Annotated in this window: 25 protein-coding genes, 1 tRNA gene and 1 pseudogene; 13 read left to right on the top strand and 14 right to left on the bottom strand. The window is 60.7% G+C overall.

Going from position 1 to position 18232, the window contains the following annotated elements:
- Positions 1-113: 113 nt before the first annotated feature.
- Positions 114-186, top strand: a tRNA-Lys gene (locus ACSU04_RS03490).
- Between the two features lie 146 nt (positions 187-332).
- Here ACSU04_RS03490 and ACSU04_RS03485 read toward each other — a convergent pair.
- From ACSU04_RS03485 to ACSU04_RS03465, 5 genes are all read right to left on the bottom strand, one after another.
- Positions 333-1154 (bottom strand): DUF1206 domain-containing protein, encoded by an 822-nt coding sequence (locus ACSU04_RS03485; RefSeq protein WP_439288448.1) that lies wholly within the window; start codon positions 1152-1154, stop codon positions 333-335.
- Between the two features lie 154 nt (positions 1155-1308).
- Positions 1309-1866, bottom strand: coding sequence for a Dps family protein (locus ACSU04_RS03480; protein ID WP_439288447.1), 558 nt, complete (start codon positions 1864-1866; stop codon positions 1309-1311).
- Positions 1867-1892: 26 nt separating this feature from the next.
- Entirely contained in the window at positions 1893-2522 is a 630-nt protein-coding gene (locus ACSU04_RS03475; RefSeq protein ID WP_439288446.1) for a DUF488 domain-containing protein, read from the bottom strand.
- A gap of 5 nt (positions 2523-2527) precedes the next feature.
- Positions 2528-2746, bottom strand: a complete 219-nt coding sequence (locus tag ACSU04_RS03470) for a DUF2945 domain-containing protein (protein ID WP_439278432.1) — start codon at positions 2744-2746, stop codon at positions 2528-2530.
- A 36-nt stretch (positions 2747-2782) separates the two neighbouring features.
- A complete protein-coding gene (locus ACSU04_RS03465) occupies positions 2783-2920 on the bottom strand; it encodes a hypothetical protein (RefSeq protein WP_439278431.1) in 138 nt (45 codons plus the stop codon).
- A gap of 185 nt (positions 2921-3105) precedes the next feature.
- On the opposite strand from ACSU04_RS03465, the gene ACSU04_RS03460 reads away from it, so the two are divergent.
- Together ACSU04_RS03460 and ACSU04_RS03455 are read left to right on the top strand one after the other, a co-directional pair.
- Entirely contained in the window at positions 3106-3468 is a 363-nt protein-coding gene (locus ACSU04_RS03460) for a DUF7882 family protein (protein ID WP_439278430.1), read from the top strand.
- 29 nt (positions 3469-3497) lie between these two features.
- Positions 3498-3977, top strand: coding sequence for an FHA domain-containing protein (locus ACSU04_RS03455; protein WP_439288445.1), 480 nt, complete (start codon positions 3498-3500; stop codon positions 3975-3977).
- 42 nt (positions 3978-4019) lie between these two features.
- Here the strand turns inward: ACSU04_RS03455 and ACSU04_RS03450 are convergent.
- From ACSU04_RS03450 to ACSU04_RS03440, 3 genes and pseudogenes are all read right to left on the bottom strand, one after another.
- Positions 4020-4079, bottom strand: a pseudogene (locus tag ACSU04_RS03450) (hypothetical protein); the annotation flags it as partial.
- A 27-nt stretch (positions 4080-4106) separates the two neighbouring features.
- A complete protein-coding gene (locus tag ACSU04_RS03445) occupies positions 4107-5207 on the bottom strand; it encodes an FUSC family protein (RefSeq protein WP_439288444.1) in 1101 nt (366 codons plus the stop codon).
- A gap of 114 nt (positions 5208-5321) precedes the next feature.
- Positions 5322-5627, bottom strand: a complete 306-nt coding sequence (locus tag ACSU04_RS03440; protein WP_439288443.1) for a DUF2188 domain-containing protein — start codon at positions 5625-5627, stop codon at positions 5322-5324.
- A 678-nt stretch (positions 5628-6305) separates the two neighbouring features.
- On the opposite strand from ACSU04_RS03440, the gene ACSU04_RS03435 reads away from it, so the two are divergent.
- Positions 6306-6725: a PRC-barrel domain-containing protein gene (locus tag ACSU04_RS03435; RefSeq protein WP_439288442.1), complete on the top strand. Its 420-nt coding sequence runs from the start codon at positions 6306-6308 to the stop codon at positions 6723-6725.
- A 90-nt stretch (positions 6726-6815) separates the two neighbouring features.
- Here the strand turns inward: ACSU04_RS03435 and ACSU04_RS03430 are convergent, their stop codons facing one another.
- A complete protein-coding gene (locus tag ACSU04_RS03430) occupies positions 6816-7430 on the bottom strand; it encodes a flavodoxin family protein (RefSeq protein ID WP_439288441.1) in 615 nt (204 codons plus the stop codon).
- 15 nt (positions 7431-7445) lie between these two features.
- Entirely contained in the window at positions 7446-7610 is a 165-nt protein-coding gene (locus ACSU04_RS03425; RefSeq protein WP_439288440.1) for a hypothetical protein, read from the bottom strand.
- Between the two features lie 203 nt (positions 7611-7813).
- Here ACSU04_RS03425 and ACSU04_RS03420 point away from each other — a divergent pair, with 203 nt between their 5' ends.
- Entirely contained in the window at positions 7814-8083 is a 270-nt protein-coding gene (locus tag ACSU04_RS03420; RefSeq protein WP_439288439.1) for a DUF7218 family protein, read from the top strand.
- A gap of 13 nt (positions 8084-8096) precedes the next feature.
- Positions 8097-9095, top strand: a complete 999-nt coding sequence (locus tag ACSU04_RS03415; protein WP_439288438.1) for a DNA topoisomerase IB — start codon at positions 8097-8099, stop codon at positions 9093-9095.
- 80 nt (positions 9096-9175) lie between these two features.
- Here the strand turns inward: ACSU04_RS03415 and ACSU04_RS03410 are convergent, their stop codons facing one another.
- Both ACSU04_RS03410 and ACSU04_RS03405 read right to left on the bottom strand, forming a co-directional pair.
- A complete protein-coding gene (locus ACSU04_RS03410; RefSeq protein WP_439288437.1) occupies positions 9176-10081 on the bottom strand; it encodes a CorA family divalent cation transporter in 906 nt (301 codons plus the stop codon).
- 202 nt (positions 10082-10283) lie between these two features.
- Positions 10284-10532, bottom strand: a complete 249-nt coding sequence (locus ACSU04_RS03405; protein WP_439288436.1) for a hypothetical protein — start codon at positions 10530-10532, stop codon at positions 10284-10286.
- A gap of 1069 nt (positions 10533-11601) precedes the next feature.
- Between ACSU04_RS03405 and ACSU04_RS03400 the strand changes: the two genes are divergently transcribed.
- Positions 11602-11919, top strand: coding sequence for a DUF7882 family protein (locus tag ACSU04_RS03400; protein ID WP_439288435.1), 318 nt, complete (start codon positions 11602-11604; stop codon positions 11917-11919).
- A 181-nt stretch (positions 11920-12100) separates the two neighbouring features.
- Positions 12101-12271 carry a hypothetical protein gene (locus ACSU04_RS03395; protein ID WP_439278418.1) on the top strand — a complete coding sequence of 57 codons (171 nt, stop codon included), beginning with the start codon at positions 12101-12103 and terminating at the stop codon, positions 12269-12271.
- 135 nt (positions 12272-12406) lie between these two features.
- On the opposite strand, the gene ACSU04_RS03390 is transcribed toward ACSU04_RS03395, so the two are convergent.
- Positions 12407-12754 carry a DUF7882 family protein gene (locus ACSU04_RS03390; protein ID WP_439278417.1) on the bottom strand — a complete coding sequence of 116 codons (348 nt, stop codon included), beginning with the start codon at positions 12752-12754 and terminating at the stop codon, positions 12407-12409.
- Positions 12755-12960: 206 nt separating this feature from the next.
- On the opposite strand from ACSU04_RS03390, the gene ACSU04_RS03385 reads away from it, so the two are divergent.
- From ACSU04_RS03385 to ACSU04_RS03370, 4 genes are all read left to right on the top strand, one after another.
- Positions 12961-13935, top strand: coding sequence for an SDR family oxidoreductase (locus tag ACSU04_RS03385; protein ID WP_439288434.1), 975 nt, complete (start codon positions 12961-12963; stop codon positions 13933-13935).
- A gap of 180 nt (positions 13936-14115) precedes the next feature.
- Positions 14116-14790, top strand: a complete 675-nt coding sequence (locus tag ACSU04_RS03380; RefSeq protein WP_439288433.1) for a hypothetical protein — start codon at positions 14116-14118, stop codon at positions 14788-14790.
- A 63-nt stretch (positions 14791-14853) separates the two neighbouring features.
- Positions 14854-15774 (top strand): lysostaphin resistance A-like protein, encoded by a 921-nt coding sequence (locus tag ACSU04_RS03375; RefSeq protein WP_439288432.1) that lies wholly within the window; start codon positions 14854-14856, stop codon positions 15772-15774.
- Positions 15775-15805: 31 nt separating this feature from the next.
- Complete coding sequence (locus ACSU04_RS03370) at positions 15806-16417, top strand: TetR/AcrR family transcriptional regulator (RefSeq protein WP_439288431.1); 612 nt, start codon at positions 15806-15808, stop codon at positions 16415-16417.
- Here the strand turns inward: ACSU04_RS03370 and ACSU04_RS03365 are convergent.
- Positions 16414-16899: a YbaK/EbsC family protein gene (locus ACSU04_RS03365; protein WP_439288430.1), complete on the bottom strand. Its 486-nt coding sequence runs from the start codon at positions 16897-16899 to the stop codon at positions 16414-16416. The genes ACSU04_RS03370 and ACSU04_RS03365 overlap by 4 nt on opposite strands.
- A gap of 129 nt (positions 16900-17028) precedes the next feature.
- On the opposite strand from ACSU04_RS03365, the gene ACSU04_RS03360 reads away from it, so the two are divergent.
- Positions 17029-18231: a substrate-binding domain-containing protein gene (locus ACSU04_RS03360; RefSeq protein WP_439288429.1), complete on the top strand. Its 1203-nt coding sequence runs from the start codon at positions 17029-17031 to the stop codon at positions 18229-18231.
- Position 18232: the final 1 nt, after the last annotated feature.

The raw sequence follows: 18232 nt of genomic DNA, 5'->3' as shown, positions 1-18232 counted from the left end.
GGCGCTCACGTTCTTAGGATACTGGGCGCCGCGCCACGCCGGTTCTCCGCTCGATTTCACCTGAGCTTGAATCGCTGGTAATGTAATTGCTCGGCCGGGGAAATCCCAGCCACGCACCTCTAGCTCAATCGGCAGAGCAATTGACTCTTAATCAATGGGTTTCGGGTTCAAGTCCCGAGGGGTGCACGGATAAGCCTCGAAGACACTCTCGCCAGTGTCTTCGAGGCTTTTCTGCTTTGACCCGCGGTCGGCGTGTGGGCTTAGGGTTATAGGGCAAAAAGAGTGGATGGCTCGGGCGTGTCAGCTGCGACCTGCGTGTCTGAGTGCTCTGGCTATAAGCGGGCGTAGCGCGCGCGGAAGAGGCAGAACACGCTGTATGCGATAAAGCCGACGCCGACCAGACCAACGAGAAGCGGGCCATAAGCGATGCCAAGAAGAGCTTGAATGGCGCCGTCGAGCCCACCTGCATTGGATGCGTCGACTTTCGCCGCGGCGACGACCGTCAAGAATCCGACGATGGTCAGCGCCACGCCCTTAGCGATGAATCCGAATACTCCGAGTGCGGTCACAACGGTGCGCACAGGATTCGCAGGTATCGATAGCTTCTTCTTAAAACTGCGCAGCGCGCCCATCACCACGAATGAGACGCCGCCGATGCCAATCCCCACCCCGAGGATGCCGAGTATGACCGGACCCCCGGGCAACAACAGCACGCCTCGGCTGGCTGTCTCTGCGGACTCCTCGCTGTCGACCCGTGCACCGAGCGCGACTGCACCGGCGACTATGCCCAGCACAATGAATATGAGCGACTGACCCCATTCTGAGACGCGGCGACCCCATTTCTTGGCTGAGCCCTTGGCATCGCCATCCGGATCCCGCGCGAGAACACCTTCGAGAGCGTGCCATATCCCGAGCGCACACAGTGCGACTGCCAGCGCCCAGAGCGCGACAAACCCGAGCGGTGCGGCGGCGATTGCCATGAATGCACCCGACTGATCGCTCGCGCCTTTTCCGCCGAATGCGATGACGATGACGATGACACCGATAAGCAGGTGTACGACACCATTCGCGGCATAGCCAACACGCGCCAGAACACGCAAGGTGGTACTTGACTCGGCCTTACGTGCAACCCGCTTCGGTGCGGCAGTCCCCATGCGCTTAGGTTATCGTTGCGCCCGGCGGGATTCTATATCGAATGGTTCTCATCGTAGGTTCACCGGAGAGCATCCTCGTCTTCGCTCCTGAGGATGCTGTTCCGAGTAGCGTCCGCGCTCGAAATCCGAAATGTGCTGCCGGCGCGATGGCAGCTCAGGATCGAGCCTTCGCCGGTGAACGATTCTCGGCGCTGACCATCCAGGCGAACTGTTCCAACTTCTCAATCACGGCGTGCAGAATGTCCGCGCTCGTCGGATCTTCCTCGTCGACGGCGTCGTGTACGTCGCGCATCGTCGCGACAGTCCTCTCGAGTCGAACGGTGATGAGGTCGACCGTCTCACTCGTATCGATCTCTCCTTGCGGGTACTCGGGCAACGTCGTAGTTGCCGCAACAGTATCGCTTCGTCCGTCGGGCACCGCGTGAAGCGCTCGCATTCGCTCCGCGACGGTGTCACTGAAGGTGCGTGCAGCGTCGATGATGTCATCGAGCTGACGGTGCGTGTCGCGGAAATTTTTACCGACAACGTTCCAGTGCGCCTGCTTTCCCTGCATCTGCAGCTCGAGTAGATCCACGAGCACAGCTTGCAGCTTCAGGCCGAGATCTTTGGACGCGACGAAGCCTTTCTCCGCATTCTGACGTCGTGCGGTCTTCGCTCCGGTACCACCGGGCGCGGCTTGCTTTTTCGGGGCGGTTTTTGTTGTCTTGATCATGATGATTCGGTCCTCCTAACGGGAGATTATGGGCTGGTTCGTTCCGGGCGATTCGCGTGACTCACGCCGCTACGCTCTGCTTCTCGAACCAGCCGAAGCGTCTCGTCAGCATCCGCTTGTTCGTCGACCGGGTACGTGACGGCATGGTCGCTGTGGATGACCGCTCCATCACTCAGTGCTGCGGACTTGATCTGCCCTTTGCCCAGAATATGGAGCACGTCGTCGCCGCGGGCGAGGAGGTGATCGGTGATAATCCGTCGGTGGCACCGCCACCAGACCGCTTCCGAACACATCAGCACTGTTTGGTGTGCCGCGCCCTGTTCACGGAGCGCATCCAACGCGTCTCGAAATTCCGTAGAGCGCGCATGGTCCGCATAGTTGTGGAAGCTCCGGTTCTCCCACCAGCCGTTCACTTCGAATGGCACGTCTCTGTTCACGGGGCGGCGCCCCGTGAGCGCGTCCAGCCGAATCAGATCTATTCCGCGTTCATTGAGGGAAGCCCCGAGTGCGTCTTCATTGAACTGTGGGTACTTGGACGAGCCTGGTAGCTTGCGAACGTCGAGAACCTGCGTAATTGCGCTCTCTTTAAGGAGCTCCACGAATTCTTCGAGGGGACGGTTCGAGTGACCGATTGTGAAGAACAGCGTGGCATTCACGCCGCTCACTTGCTATCGAGGAGATGGAGGGCACTGCCCTTGTGCGCCGCCACGTGGTCAGTAGTGTCACTCTGGATCTCGTACTGTGGCTCGTCAGCAGACGCCCGGTGATTGTGGCCTTTGTAGTCGAAGTCTGACGTGTGTTTTTTCACGATTCGTCCGGAGACGCGACCCGCCTCTGAATTCCACGAGACGTGGTCTCCGACGGAGAAGTGGTGAGACATCCTTACCCCTCTCTGCGATGCATTTCACTCTCCCACTCAATCGTCGGAGTAGTTCTCCTCTGTGCGCTCCTTCTCGGCGGTGCTGTCGGGCTTCTCTGGAGCTCCACCAGATGCAGTGTCCGCTTCTTCGTTGTCGCCAGGGGTGCCTTGAGTGTTGTGCTTATCGCTGTCCATACACCAACTCAACGCTTCTGAAAATGATCGCGCAATCGGGTTGACAACGCTGCGAGGCGGCGCGTAGGCGCCCTATCCTCGCTCTCACCTTTGACTCCGCCCGCAAAGATGAGCCTGCACATGTGTGCACCGTTACTTTCTGACAACACGAGCGTTGTCAGTACGTGTCTGGGTAGCGTAGGCCCATGGGCATGATCTATTACGGCGGTGCCGCAGAACCGATTCACATTGAGGATCGTGCGCTGGCGCACCTGAAGGTGGTAATCGCTACCAAACTGCGACGCAACGAGAGTTTCACGCTGTCGTGGACTCATCCGGAGGGAAGTCAGCCCGGGCGGTCGACGATCTGGTTGCATCCGTCGATACCGTTGCGGTTCGTGTTCGACTCCCCGGAAGCGCCTCCGCTGATCGCTGAATGGATTACCGCGATGGCGAACTCCGCGAACTCGAGCGGCGGGATCAAGATGGTCACGGAAGACATGCTGAGCACACCTCACACCGCATCGCCCCCAGTCAAGCCCCTCGGCATCGACGAGCACGGAGCGTAGTGTCGAGCACCAGAGTGAAAGGTACGAACATGACTGACCAGAATGCTCAAGGACATCGACCGACCACGACTCATGCCGAATGGGGAGCCGGTAATCCCCGTCTCTTCATTTCTCGACACGACGAGCGATTCGAGCATCATCTGACAGAGGATGTGGTCCGAATCGGATCCGCCACCGGGAATGAACTCATGCTTACAGACGCCGATCCAGTGCACGCGACGATCACTCATGATGATCAAGACGAGTACGTCCTGGCACTACGCGGCGAGGGCGAGATGAACTCGAACCCTGACGCCGATAGCCTTGGCGGGAAATCGGAAATACTCCGCACGGGTGCGCGATTCACCGTCGGACCGTGGACCCTAGTTTTCTCCCGCGAGGAGTTCGCCGACCATGGACGCCCCTACGGCGGACGCGAAGGGGGAGAGTTGTCGGACCAACCGTCGCAACCGGAGCGTCCGGACTACTCCGCGGAAGCGCGGGCGGCGAAGGACATCGACGAAGACTGACCGAAATCTATTCCGACTCCACGACGACAAATGGTGTGGTGTGCCAACCGGCTTCGATTTCGCGGAACCGCGCTGTCGCAGGTAGATGACGAAAACGTCCATCGCGCCGACGGCTGCGTTGGGCTCGAATCATCCAGGTTCTCGTACGGTCAGCATCAGGATGCGGCGAAGGTGCATGGCTGTCAGCACGCCCGGCCCCATCACGCGTCGAACATCGAAAGTGCGTTTATCGACCGTTTCCCAGAGCAGCCGCAGCGCGCGTGCGGCATCACCACGTGCACGATGCGCCTCGGGTGAAAAGTGCTGGGGTTGCCCGATCACATCTGCGACTGCGTGACAAGCGGACGCCAATGGGCCGACCAACGCGGGATCGAGTGTCAGGCCGCCCGGACGCTCCCAGATCGTATCCGCGAGACAGTCAGAGATATCGCGGATGTGATGCGTGATTTTATCGAGAGTGTCAAGCCTTTCGTGGCCTTCACGCGAGTCGCTGCGGCCAATCCAGGCGCGAAAATTGCCGCGCCGGCTGTCATCGGCTTCCCCAAGAGCACGTTGCACGCTTCGCGCTGTTTCCGCGAGCGATACGGCGTCATGCACCCATCCGTCGTGCGCGGGTGGCCAGGATTCCGATACCGCGTTCCCGATATCACGCAGGTGTGCGGCGAGATGCTGCTGGCAGGCATCTACGCGGGCAGTCGCATGGTCGGTGAGCGGGGCAGGGGCGATCAGTATGTTGACCGCCAGTCCGATGGCTACACCGAGGCCCATCTGGGTGAGGTATCCGAGCGAATACGCATCTGCGTTCTGCCCGCCGATGATGAGCACGAACAGCGCGGCGATTGGTATGTACTCTTGCCCGGAACCGAACCAGCCTGTCCCGGATACAAGGACACCGAGGCCGACAACAATGGGGATCGACCACCAGCTCGGGCCGACGGCAACCACCACGAGCGCTGCGAGCCCGATGCCTGTCACGAGCCCGAGAACGGTCTGCAGGCTGGAACGTAGCGAGCTCATCAGCGTCGGGTACATGCTGACGAGTGCACCGAGCGGCGCGTAGTACGGGTAGTCATCGGTGACACCTGGCAGGTGCGGTGCAATCATCCACGCTAGACCAACCGCGAGTGCCGTCTTCGCCACGAGCAATAATCGTGCGGGGAGCACCGCGCCCTTTAGTGAACGAACGATGCTCGCCGCTCGCCGCACAGTCGGCGGATTACTCTCACTCAATGCGAGCTCTTCCCTCTTTTGCGCAGGTTTGGATGCCCACTGGGATAGGAGTATCGCTTGTCACGGCGGGTGCCGTCCCTGTGGAGTGGCTTCGAACACGTCAAGGCTTGGCTTTCACCCGCCCGCCGGATTTTCCAGCGGGAACCCGTTCTCGTCGGTCGTTTCTGGCAAGCTGTCCTGCCGGTGCGGCTTGTCTCCGACGATGATCGGGGCTTCCCCGGGTGCCCCGCCGTCAGTGATTCCGCCGCTCGGCTCAGCATCCTCGATGGCATGCCGGGAGCTATGTTTGTGGGCGAACTCGCTCCCTTCCGAAATTGCCTCGATACGACTACCGAAGCTGCGCGATAGCTCATTCGCGCCTTCTACTTCATTCACCCACTGCCCGTTTTTACTCCGGGTCGTGACGTCGAATTTGGCCATGTCTAGACTCCTTGCTTATCCCTATTTGCGGGTTCTGATGAGAATAGGCTCCAGTCTCCGCGCCTACGACAGCCTTGACGTCGGCACCTCAGAACGCTAAGAGGCGGGTTGTTCCGTATCGAGGCTGTCTACGTCAGCGCCGCTCATCGGTGCATACCGCACCTGATCTGGTGGGGTCGGATCTATCGAGATTTGTTGGGACGTGATAGCTCGCCCCAGGTGCGATGTCAATGGGCATCACAACGGCCGGTCTGGTTGAGAGGGTGTCCACTACGAAGATGTCTAGGACCGAAGGAGAGAAGAATGTCAGATCCACAGGAAGTACCGGATCGGGACCGACCAGTCCTACCGGAAGAAGACGACAGGGTGGAGCGCACCGGGGTCCCAGGTGACCTCGCACCTGAGGACGAGCGGGATGCCGAAGCGGAGCCTGAACCGTCGACCGAAGATTTGCAAGAACCAAGCACGGAGAAAGAGCCAGGCGAAGAACCGAAGGCACCGGAGAGGAGGCACGAACCACAGCCGAGCCATGAAGCTGTGGGCATCGGTGTAATCGGGAGGCCTCAGACGGACATTGATGAGACGTCAGAGCGCTGAATAGTTAGCGAACCATCGAGCGAAGTCACCTCGCGGCAGACCCTGCCCGCGTTTAACTAAGCGATCGAGTAGGAGATCATCATGGACACACAAGACGCAGGAACGCTTGTCAAGCTCAGTGAGACCGATGAAACGGTCGGCAGTCGCGATGAGGACATCCGCAACCGCGACGTCAAAGACCGAGACGGCGCAGACCTGGGCAAGATCAAGGATTTACTCATCGATGACGCCGAAGGCAGAGTGCGGTTCATCGAGGTTGCCTCGGGAGGCTTCTTAGGAATGGGACAGGACAGGACGTTCGTCCCGGTTGACGCCATCACCTCCATCACCGAAGACGAGGTGCGAATCGATCAGACCCGCGAGCACATCGCTGGCGCGCCCACGTACGACCCGGAACTGGTCCGCGTACGTGAAACGTATGGGAGCATCCTCGGCTATTACGGGTACGCCCCATTCTGGACACCGAATTATCAGTACCCCAACTACCCTTACTACCGCTGACCTAAGCAAGGAAAGATCCCCACCGGCTCTGAGGCATGGTGAGGATTTTTCTGTGCGCTGAGGCTCGGTGTGAAGCCTCTCGGTCCATTGTCACGCTGTTGCGGGGTATCCGTCGCCCCGCAATAGCGTTGCTAGGTGAATCGCGTTGGTCAGCGCTGCTGTCATCGATGCCGTGACGGCCGAAGGGGTCTGGTCGAGGTCTTTGTAGTCGGTTGTGTGCATTGCTTCACCGTTCCAGTACACGCATCCTTGTGCAGGCACGGTGAAGCCGACATCGTTCAGTGCCTGGTAGAACACTCCGACAATGTGGTGCGCGCCGTCCTCGTTTCCCACGACACCGGCGACTGCCACCTTGTCGAAAAGGACGGGACGGCCTTTATCGTCCGTTTCTCCCAACTCGGCGTCGAGACGCTCGAGAACCCGTTGAGCGACACTCGAATGCTGTCCCAGCCACGTGGGTGTCAGGAGGACGAAGATATCTGCACTCAGCACCTTCTCGCGCAAAGCCGGCCACGCATCGCCGTCTCCCATGTCCTTCTCCACACCGGGGAGAAGGACATGGTCGACTGCGCGGACGTTCACACATTCGACGTCCTGTTCCGCCAAGAATGTGGCGATCTGGTCGCCCATGACGTCCGTGCTCGACGCAGCCGGCGATGGCTTCAGCGTGCAGTTGATCGTGAGGGCAGACAGCTTCGTGTCCATGACCACGTCCTCGAGTCAGGTGCGGCTGCGTCCGCTGATGACACGGAAGAGGAATGCGATGAGCGCGATTACGGCGACGACTATGGCAACCCAGAGCAGCCAGTTGAGAGCGGTATTCAGTCCACCGACGATTGCTAAGACAACCGCGATGACGATGATGATGATGAGAGCGATATTCATGCTGTTCCTCCTTCTAAAAGCGGAGAGCGGCGATGGCCGCCTCGGTAAGCACTTTGAGCTTGGCAGGATTTGTGCAAGTAATCGCGGGGGTTGACGTCAGGGGCGGACGGTGCTATTTATGCGACTCGTCGCTGATACTGTCAACCCCCTCGCGACAGTGCGGGGGAGTGGTCAGTATCTTCCTAAACAAGAAGGAGAAACCCATGCCCGGAACACGTGGCGGTAACAGCCTCAAAGATCCGGAGCTCTATGAGGAGCTTCGCGAGGACGGCAATTCGAAAGAGAAGGCGGCACGGATATCGAATGCGGCAGCACGAGATGGCCGCGCTGCTGTCGGCAGACGCGGCGGGAAAGCAGGTGACTACGACGACTGGACCGTTGAGGAGCTTCGTAAGCGTGCGAAAGAACTCGGTATCACCGGCTATTCAGGCAAGCGCAAGGCGGAGCTGATTTCGATGCTCCGCGACCATTGATTGGCGATGTGCCGTGTCGAGGCTCGTTCGGGCGAGCCCTAGAGTTGACCCCGGGTTTCGGCGAGTGCATGCGGGGCGGGGCTTTCGCTACCTCGACGTAAACGGCAAGCTCGTCGCGGAATCGGTCCGACGACGCATCCGCGATCTGATGATTCCACCAGCGTGGCTGGACGTGTGGATAGCGGCCGACCCGATGGCGCACATCCAGGCGGTCGGAACGGATGCCGCGGGGCGTAGACAATACATTTACCACTCACGCTGGCGTCAACGTCAGGACCGTAACAAGTTCGCCCGAGCACTCGCGTTGGCGGCGGCACTACCGCACGCACGCGCTTACGCCACAATGGCACTGCGACGTGAAGGCTTCGACCGTGAACGGGCTTTGGCGGTGGCGTTCCGGCTGTTGGACGAAGTAGCGCCCCGCGTTGGCTCCAGCCGGTATCTCGCTCGTCATGGAAGCCGAGGCCTCACGACATTACAACGACGCGACGCATCCGTCACAGGCTCCGTGGTGACCCTCGTATTTCCAGGGAAGAGCGGCAAGCGAGCGCATCTGGAGATTGAGGACGAGGATCTTGCTGAGGTGATATCGGTTCTACACGCGGGCCGCCCCGGATCTGCTCTTCTTTGGTATTACCGGGGAAGACGGCAGATTGCGCTCACCGCGTCTGAGGTCAACGACCACATCCGGGTACTCACTGGCGGCACGTTCACGGCCAAAGATTTCCGGACCTTGCGCGGCACGACACTCGCAGCTGAGGCACTCGCGCGCATCGGGGCTGTCGACAAGGTGCGCGAGCGAGGGGCGGCGGAAAAGCTCGCCGTAGCTGCGACAGCCGATGCCCTTGGCAATACTCCGGCCGTCGCGCGCGGAAGCTATATAGATCCTCGTGTCTTCCGGCGATACGCAAAAGGAGAGCTTCTTGACCTCGCCGTGAGTCCAGAAAGCGCGATTCGACGTCTGCTCGAGCCGAGTCAGGCGAGCGAGCGACGCAAAAAGAGTAGGCGATGACGCCGCGGAGGGCCAGTTCGTATCCTCGTCGAACTCACCGTTCTAGACCTGCCAGGACACTGCCCATCACAGTTTCTCAGCTAATCGCCATCGTGGCGGGTCTGCTGAGGCCCGCCGAGCCACCCGCGGTGTCGAAACAGCATGTAGGCGAGCAGATCAGTTGCGACCACGACGACGGCAACGGCGACCCAGCCGTACTCCCAATCGATAAGGGGGAGATTCTTGAAGTTCATCCCATAGAGCCCCGCCAAGACGGTCGGGATTGCCAGCAGTGCTGCGAAAGCCGAGATCGTGCGCATGTCCTTGTTCTGGCGAGTGGCAACGTTGCTTTCGTGACTGCTAACGACCGCATCCAACGAGAGATGTTCGGCGGCAGCAAGTTCAGAGACGCCATTCGCATCGTGCTCAAGGTGCAGGAGATAAGGCTGCATGCTAGGTGCCGTCGCAGTTGCGGTCTGAATAGCATCCTGGCCCGATTGGAGAGCTTCGGCCAGACCCCTCGCCGCGCGGTCGATTCGACCTATCCGTTGTCTCAATCGATAGATACGTGAGTAATCCTCACGAACGCGGCTATTGAAGACTTCGGCCTCAAGATCTTCGAGGTCATGCTCGATCTCAGCACCCAACTCTACGAAGTCCATCACTACCGCGTTGAGAACGCGGTACACCGCAGCGATTGAGGCAGGTGCCGAAACCGGGCCTGACGCGCCAACCAGGGCATCGAGATCACGCAAGCCATGGTCGGGCCCGCGCTGAATTAGCAGAAGCTCTCGTGCGTTGAAAATCAGAGCAAGGTCGGTATCTACCCCTGACAGATCATCACCTTCGCGATTCAAATCCCACAGAGAGACGTAAAGATGTTCGTCGAAACGCTCGAACTTCGGTTGCTGGCGCCTCCCAAGTACGTCCCCGACTATCAGCGGATGCACATTGAAACGTCGCTGAGCCTGCATCACTTCGGCTTTGGATGGGTTCACGAGCACCACACATTCCACTCGCTCCTCGACTGCGTCGTGTGTCTTCAACATCGTCGTCCCTTCGGCCTCTGTCTGTCTCCGGAGTGAACTCTTGTGGGGCAGCTGGCGGAAAGCGGTGGCATCCAAGCACCGCCCGCAGGAACGACTTCGATCTGCTCAGACGACTTGGGTCGCTGCTCCGTCGGTTCCTCGTATTGGATCTCGATATCACTCATGTCGTACCGTCTTGCAGGTCAGAGGGCGCATCGCCGCTGATGATATCGGGCTCGTTGTCTTGAGACTCAGACTGGTGATTCTCAGATTCACTGCCAGCGGCGAGGCGGTCTGCGCTCGCGCTATCGACAAGGTCGGCGTTGACGTCGGGATCCAGCGTGGTTTCGCCATCGACCTCCGTTGTCACCAGATCATCCGGATCTTCTGCACTGGGTACGGGAATTGGGGCAATGTTCGGGTTTGACATGAGTACGTCCCTTTCGGTGTTGTGGGTTCACCGTAAGTCCGCAAGGGCGAGGTTGCGATTGGGTTGACCATCGCTCGTTCGTGCGCTATGCAGACGAGCTCGCAATTCTGCGTGCGCGGTATCGCTGGATGTCCCGAGGAGCGTCGGGCGATTGTCAAGGGACATGGCGGCTTTGCTCATTCGGCTCTAGTTCGAGGCGATGATCCACAGAGGCTGAGGCGCCGTCCCAGCTGCTTCGCGATCACAGGACCGATGCTGTTCGCCTTCATTCTGGGTGACGTCCTGGGGTGCCGGAATCTACGCGCTCCCAACTGGGGCGACGTCGAGCGAGGAAGACGAATTGTTCACTGGAAGCCTGAGCGAGGCAAACGTGCGGCTGTACGAGGAATGCGGGTATCGCCTCGCCGAACGGGTCGAGCAAGGGGACGGCACGCCACAGATACTCATGCGCAAACCACTCAACTCCTCACAACGCGGAGCGTAACTGCGGTTTCGAGGCGCTACGTGCGCTCAGCGTGTGGGCGGATAGTGCGGGATGTGTGGCCGTTGGACGGATCGGGAGAGACGGCCCTCCGCTATCGCTACGTCGAGGTCGGCCAAGAGTTCCTCAATGTCGCGGTAGCGCGATCGTGTTGGGCAGGGGCTCCGTAGCCAAAGTACATCAAGGCTTCCCGTCTCGCTGCGATCCAGATAAGCCACAAGGCGTGAGGGATCCATCGGCTCGCGGGCGCTGTCGCAGATTCTCCACGCCTTTTCTCCCAGAGGGAGCACCTCCCAAGCGGCCGCTGACTTCGGACGCTCCGGGGATGTGAGTGTCATCGTGGCATCTCCCTGGTGACGCTTCTCGTCTGGGTGTGGTTCATTGCCATTCTGATCGCCTCATTGAGTTCGGTGTGATTGACACTTTCCCCTATTCGCGTGTACCAACCAAGGGGATTGACACCGTGGATGAGCTGAGCGTGTTTGAGCACGACAGCGAAGCCAACCGTGTGGAGTTGCCACTAACGTCGACAGTAAAGCTCAGACCGGCGGGTCCCAGAGCCCTATGAAAGTCCGCTACATTTCAAGTATGGGCAGGATTCATTACGGTGGACTTGGCGAGCCGATCCATATCGAGGACCGTGCATTGTCGCATTTGAAGATTGTCATTGCGACGAAATTGCGCCGACAGGAGAGCTTCACGCTGTCCTGGGTGCACTCGGACGGAGACCCGGAAGGTCGCTCCACTATCTGGTTCCATCCTTCGATTCCGCTGCGGTTTGTGTTCGATGCAAAGGACGGTCCGCAGTTGAACTCGCAATGGATCGAGCGGCTGATGCATTCTGCCAACTCGACGGGCGGTATCACGCTTGTTGACGAGATGATTGACACTCCAGAACCTACGTGAGCGCGCACCTTTTTTAGCACAGCTGTCTCTGCTGAGTCTCGTCTCCGAGGAACAGAGGCTCTCGATTCTGCGGCATCATGCATTCCCGTCCCTACCCGCAGTTCGCGTACCGGTCAATGCCCTTTGCGTTGCTCCGTTCGTCTGTCATGGTGTGTTGACCGATCGATAGAAGGAGTCCAGAATGCCCGACGCTAAGGACCCGCGCGAGGAGCAACAGCGGGCAGATGTGCCGCTTGAAGAGACTCGCGAAGACGACAGCTTTGAGCCCATCACACCCGACGGTGTCGACAAGGGGAAGCCTGCGGTGCCAGACCCCAAGGATTCTCAGAATCCTCCTCCTCGACCGCTCTGATGCCGATGTGACGACCAGGCGGCTCGCATTGTGCGGTCCGCCATCCAATCCTGGAGTCGGTATGTATCGCCACGGATGGGGAAGCGTGACAGGAATCGACTCCATCACCGAGGTGGTTCGATACCTAAGCGCGGATCAGTCGGCCGACGGCACAGATACCTCGCCCGTGGCAGATCCATCCCCGGTATCAGCAGGTTCAGGAACAAGGTAAAGACCGGTTGGGGTGTTTGCCGTGAATGCCAAGGCATCGACCCACGCGCGGTTGATAGACGGCTGGCGACCGCCGTAGTACTTGTAGACGAGCGAGCTTCCGGGGTGGACCCAGACCGTGGTCCGCCCGCCCCCGACGCTCGCATCCTCGCGCCAGCTGAAAGCGAACGGCTCTCCCCGGCGCAACTTTGCACTGATGACGAGCTGCAAGTGAGTGAGCGCACGATCTTCGATCTCGACCTTGATGCCAACGTCGTAGATGAGCTTTCCCATTTGTGTACTACGTCCTTTGTGAAACGCTCGCTCAGCCGAGCGTGCTCCGTCGCGTGCTGTTCCCTTTCGCAAGAGTATCTGCGTTCCCTCTTCGAAGAGTTCACACTGAGAGAAATACGACAAGGGGAGTGCTGCACGGATAGCGTCGAGCCGTAGCCACGCAGCCAGTGTGGTTGGCGTGTCGCCCGCCTCGGTAGAGTACCTGCATGGTTGCGACGAAAGTTTTGTTCATAGGCGGGACGGGGATTATTTCCTCGGCAGCGAGTGAGCTCGCATCGATGCGTGGCATGGACGTGACGCTGCTGAATCGCGGTGAGTCTCGCCGCGCGCCCGCGGACGGGGTCGAGGTGCTGAGGGCAGACATCTCGGATGCTAATGCTGTCGATGCTGCGCTTGCAGGTCGCGAGTTCGACGTCGTCGTGGACATGATTGCCTTCACTCCTGACCAGGTTCAGCGCGATATCGATCGCTTCGAGGGGCGGACGGGACAGTACGTCTTCATCAGCTCCGCGTCGGCCTATCAGAAGCCGGTCGCGCGCCTGCCGATCACCGAATCGACGCCGTTGCGCAACCCGTACTGGCAGTATTCTCGCGACAAGATTGCGTGCGAGGATCTGCTCACCAGGGCGTACCGCGACCGGGCTTTTCCGGTGACGGTGCTGCGCCCATCACACACCTACGACAAGTGGACGATCCCCGCATTTGGAGGTTGGACGGCGATCGATCGAATCCGCCGAGGCGAGGAGATCATCGTTCACGGTGATGGCACATCTCTGTGGACCCTCACACACGCGAGCGACTTCGCGGTGGGATTCGTGGGACTCCTTGGCAACTCGCTCGCGTACGGAGACACGTTCCAGATCACGAGTGACTTCGTTTACACATGGAACGAGATCTATTCGATCCTCGGACGAGCGGCCGGGGCAGAACCGAAGCTCCGCTACGCCACCAGTGCCGCAATCGAGCGGGCCGCGCCGGAACGTGCGGGGCAACTCACCGGCGACATGGCACACTCGGTTGTCTTCGATAACACCAAGATCCGTCGAGTGGTGCCCGACTTCAACCCAACCGTCGCGCTCCACCACGCCGCGAACGAAATCATTGAGTGGCATGACGCGCACTCGGAACTGCAGCGCATTGACCCGGGTGTGAACGCGCTCTTTAACGAGCTCATCGGCTAGTCAACAACGAGCGACGGTGATCACTTCGCCGCCGGTGAGTTCTTGTAGCCCGCGCCGATGCTCCTCCTTCTGTATGTCGCGCGCAACCAGACCAATACACTGTATTGGCATTTGTGGTACTATCGATCGATTCGACCAATACAGCGTATTGGTTGCCTCTCGATCGAAGGAGTGTGCCGCATGCTGAGCGATCGTCAGCGCCGCGAGGTTGCGAACCGCACGGGTGCCGGTGACGGGCGCCCGCTCGAGCCGTTTCGCTGGTGGCACCTGCTCTCCGGGCGGAAGCTACTCCGGCTGCCGCTCACCTACGCAGATGGCAGCCGTATCGACTACGTCGTCGACGTCCGCACGTCCGGCAAGCAGGCCCGAGACGACGACACAGACCTGTACGACGGCATGGCGCACCTGTACCTCAATGGTTGGCATCATTCCGCGTCACCCCTGCCCGCTGTCATGCCCGTCGAAGGGGGTGTGGTCGAGGTGTCCCTGGGGTCGGCCGGACTACGACGTGCCCATTATCTGCCGGACGGCGGCGCCGCCCAGCGTCTGATTCCGCACCCTAAGACAGCGATCGGCCGCAGGCTTCGTTTCGATCGAGATCATCCCACGCTCAGCCACTTGCTGGGCGCGATCTCGATCATCGTGTTGGTCATCGGCGTGGGTGTGAACGGGGTGCAGCTGTTGGAGCAGCTCTCCCAGATTCCGCCGGTCGCCGAGCGCTTCGGGCATTTCGACTCGCCGCTAGACCTCCCGCTCTGGCTCAACATCGCACTGGGTTTCGGCGCTGGACTCGCCGCCACTGAACGTGCGCTCCGACTGAAGTTCCACTGGCTGCTCGACGCTTTCGGCGCCTGAGCACCTACGTCAACCCACCACATAACCGCTCAGTAATCATTCGATTCGAAAGGAACCAACATCATGAACCAGCGCACCAAAATCATTCCGCCCGACGTTGAGTACCACCGTGTGCTCGCAGGGGAGAAGCGACGGATCGGTCGAGGCATCCTCGCGATTGTGCTCCTGATCGGCGGGATGCTGTTCTTCAGCATCCTGTTCTCCGCCGTGGTAACGATGGTGCAGGGCTCTCGCGCCGACGGCACTGTGGCGTACACACCCCTGTTCCACGCGGCAGGCATGGCTTCAGTCGCGATACTCATCCCGTGGAGCATGCTCATCCAGCGCTGGCTCTACGGTGTGAAGGGCGCATCGTTGCATTCGGTGATCTCGCGTTTCCGGTTCGACATCTTCGGGCGGGCGCTGCTCTTCCTCGTCCCCGCGTGGACCGTCATCACGGCCATCCTGTATTGGGCGCCGCTGCCGGAGACCACCTGGAGCCAGACGGATGTGGTCTGGTTCCTTATTGCCACGCTGCTGCTCACACCACTCCAGGGTGCCGGCGAAGAGTACGGGTTCCGTGGACTGATTTTCCGGGTTGCCGGCGGATGGGCGCGCGGAGCACGGGCGGGCCTCGTAGTCGGCATCGTCGTTTCGAGTGTGCTGTTCGCTCTCGTTCACTTCTCGACTGATCTGTTGCTGAACGTTAACTACCTGATTTTCGCCCTCGGGACCGCGCTGGTCACCTGGCGCTCGGGCGGCATTGAGATCGCGGTGGTACTGCACGCAGGTTTCAACACCTTGGGCTTCCTTTTTGACGCGGCACTGCACGTCGATATCACCGCCGCGTACGATCGCACGGCCGGCGTCGGAACGATGACGACACTTCTCCCCGGAGTGGTCATCGCCATTACGGTTCTTATCGTGTGGATGCGCACCCACCGCACTGGTCCGGCGCGAACCCCGCACAAGATCAAGTCGAACGTTGGGGCAGGGGTAGCCTAGAAACACAATACGGCGTAACGGAAGGTACCAGATGGAAGCTCGTCCACCGGAAGGCCTGAGCAGCCGCGACAAGATCCTCTGGGCGGCGGCGACGATGCTGGGAGGGGAGTCCGCGACGACGCCGAGCGTTCGGGCAGTCGCCGCACGGGCCGGGGTAAGTGCGGGGTCGGTGCAGCACCACTTTCCCACCCAGCGCGAACTGATGGACGAGGTGCTCGTCCTGGTCTACGACACCGTGCTTCCCGACGACAGCGTGCACGACTCGTCCATACCAGCGAGAGATCGACTCGTCGCCTCCCTTCAGCGACTGCTCACACTCGGAGTGGAAGGCCGGGAACCGCGCGACACGTGGGGTGAGGCCTTCGACCGTTACGTGAGGCCTGCGCCGACAGACGCGGCGCGGGAGGAATACCTGGCGAGCGAGCGGGAACTGCGCCGTCGCATCGAGTATTGCCTCACGGTTCTCCAGGGTGAGGGTTCGCTCGTGCCGGGGGACAACGCACGCCGAGCCAGGTTTCTCCACACCGTGGTCAACGGGCTCTCAATCGCGCAGGCGTTCCCCGCTGAGGCTCCGCTCCTGCCGGTGGAGCTCGACGTGTTGCGGACGGCCGCCGACTACGTCCTGAACGAGCAGCTGCCTTAAACGCTGACGGTGATCACTTCGCCGCCGGTGAGTTCTTCGAGCAGGTCGAAGGTCAGTGGCATGACCGTGTGCGGGTGGCCGGCAGCGGCCCAGATCTCGTCGTGCTCGCGCAGCGCAATGTCGATGAAGGTGCGCAGCGGTGAGGGATGTCCGATCGGCGCGACGCCGCCGATCGCTTGGCCTGTCGACTCCCGGACGGCGGACGCGGGAGCCATCGCCACGTTCTTCGCACCGATGCTGTCTGCTAGGACAGCGAAATCAACGCGGTGTCCACCGCTGGTCATCACCAGTATCGGAGCGTGATCTGCGAGCAGAACCAAGCTGTTGGCGATCGCGGCCACTTCGCATCCGATGGCCGACGCCGCTTCGGCGGCAGTGCGTGCCGAAGCGGGGAGCACACGGATCTCTGCTGTGATGCCAGCACGGTCGAGATGCCGTTTGACAGCCAGACTGCGTTCAGGGAGGGGCAACGTTGCGCTCATCGCTCCAGCGTATCGAAAGCAGAAGCGAGCGCGGGCTTGACGAAAGCGCAAGCCGGATTTAGAGTTTAGAAAACCTGAATCAGCTTTCAGGTTCAGCGTCAAGACCTTCCAACGGCGAGAGGCATTCACATGCGATTTTCAAAGAAGTTGCTCCTGGGGTCCGTGGTTGCCACGGCTGCCCTCGTTCTGGCGGCGTGTGCGCCACAGACCGGCACAGGCAGCGACACCGGCGGCACCAGCGGCGATGAGGCCTCCGGCCCTGCCGAAATCATCGCGGGCGTCATCACCAGCGAGACCGGGCCCCTCGCCGGCTACGGCAAGCAGTACCTCGACGCGTTCAAGGCGGGCCTTGACTACGCCACCGACGGCACTGACGAGGTGGACGGCACGAAGATCATCATCGAGTATCGCGACGACGCTGGCGACCCTGACACCGCAGTGACCGCAGCCAAGGAACTCATCGGCGACGGCGTCAACATCCTCTTGGGCAGCGCATCCTCCGGTGTGGCATTGGCGATGGCCGAGCAGGCCGCCCAGAACCAAGTCCTCTTCATCTCTGGCCCCGCCGCCGCTGACGCGATCACCGGAGTCAACGAGTACACCTTCCGCTCCGGTCGGCAGTCGGCACAGGATGTCGCGACAGCGGGCAGCTTCCTGGACGACATCAACGGCAAGAACATCGCCGTGTTCGCTCAGAACAACGCGTTCGGGCAGGGCAACGTCGCGGCCGTAGAGGCGATTCTCGGTGCCGAGGGCGCAACGGTCACCCCGGTTCTGGTGGCAGAGGACGTCACGGAGTTCACGCCGTTCGCGCAGCAGGTGCTGAGCGCACAGCCTGACCTCGTGTTCGTGGCCTGGGCAGGTGCGACGTCGGGTGCCATGTGGCAGGCGATGAGCCAACAGGGCGTGCTCGATAACGTTCCCGTTGTCACCGGTCTCGGTGACGCCGCGACCTTCGGCGCCTATGGCGAGGCGAGCGAGCAGATCAACTTCTTGAACCACTACTTCCCGGGGGCTCCCTACAACGAGGTCAACGCCGCGATGGTGGACGCGATCGAGGCCGCGGGCGGCACTCCCGACCTGTTCAGCCCCGACGGATTCAACGCGGCCATCATGCTCGTGCAGGCCGTCAAAGAAGGCCAGGGCGACGTGGATGCCATGATCGCAGCGCTGGAAGGCTTCGAGTTCGAGGGTCCGAAGGGCACGAACACCGTCCGCGCGGAGGACCACGCACTCCTGCAGGACATGTACCAGGCGCGGCTCATTGCTGACGGTGACTCGTTCGTCGCGGAGCTCATCGACACGGCGGATGCCGCCGGCGTCGCTCCGTGAC

This window comes from Microbacterium sp. A84 (genome assembly GCF_051842815.1).
Lineage (GTDB): Bacteria > Actinomycetota > Actinomycetes > Actinomycetales > Microbacteriaceae > Microbacterium.
Note: the sequence above shows the minus strand (reverse complement) of the source record. Positions and strands in the feature narration are given on the sequence as shown.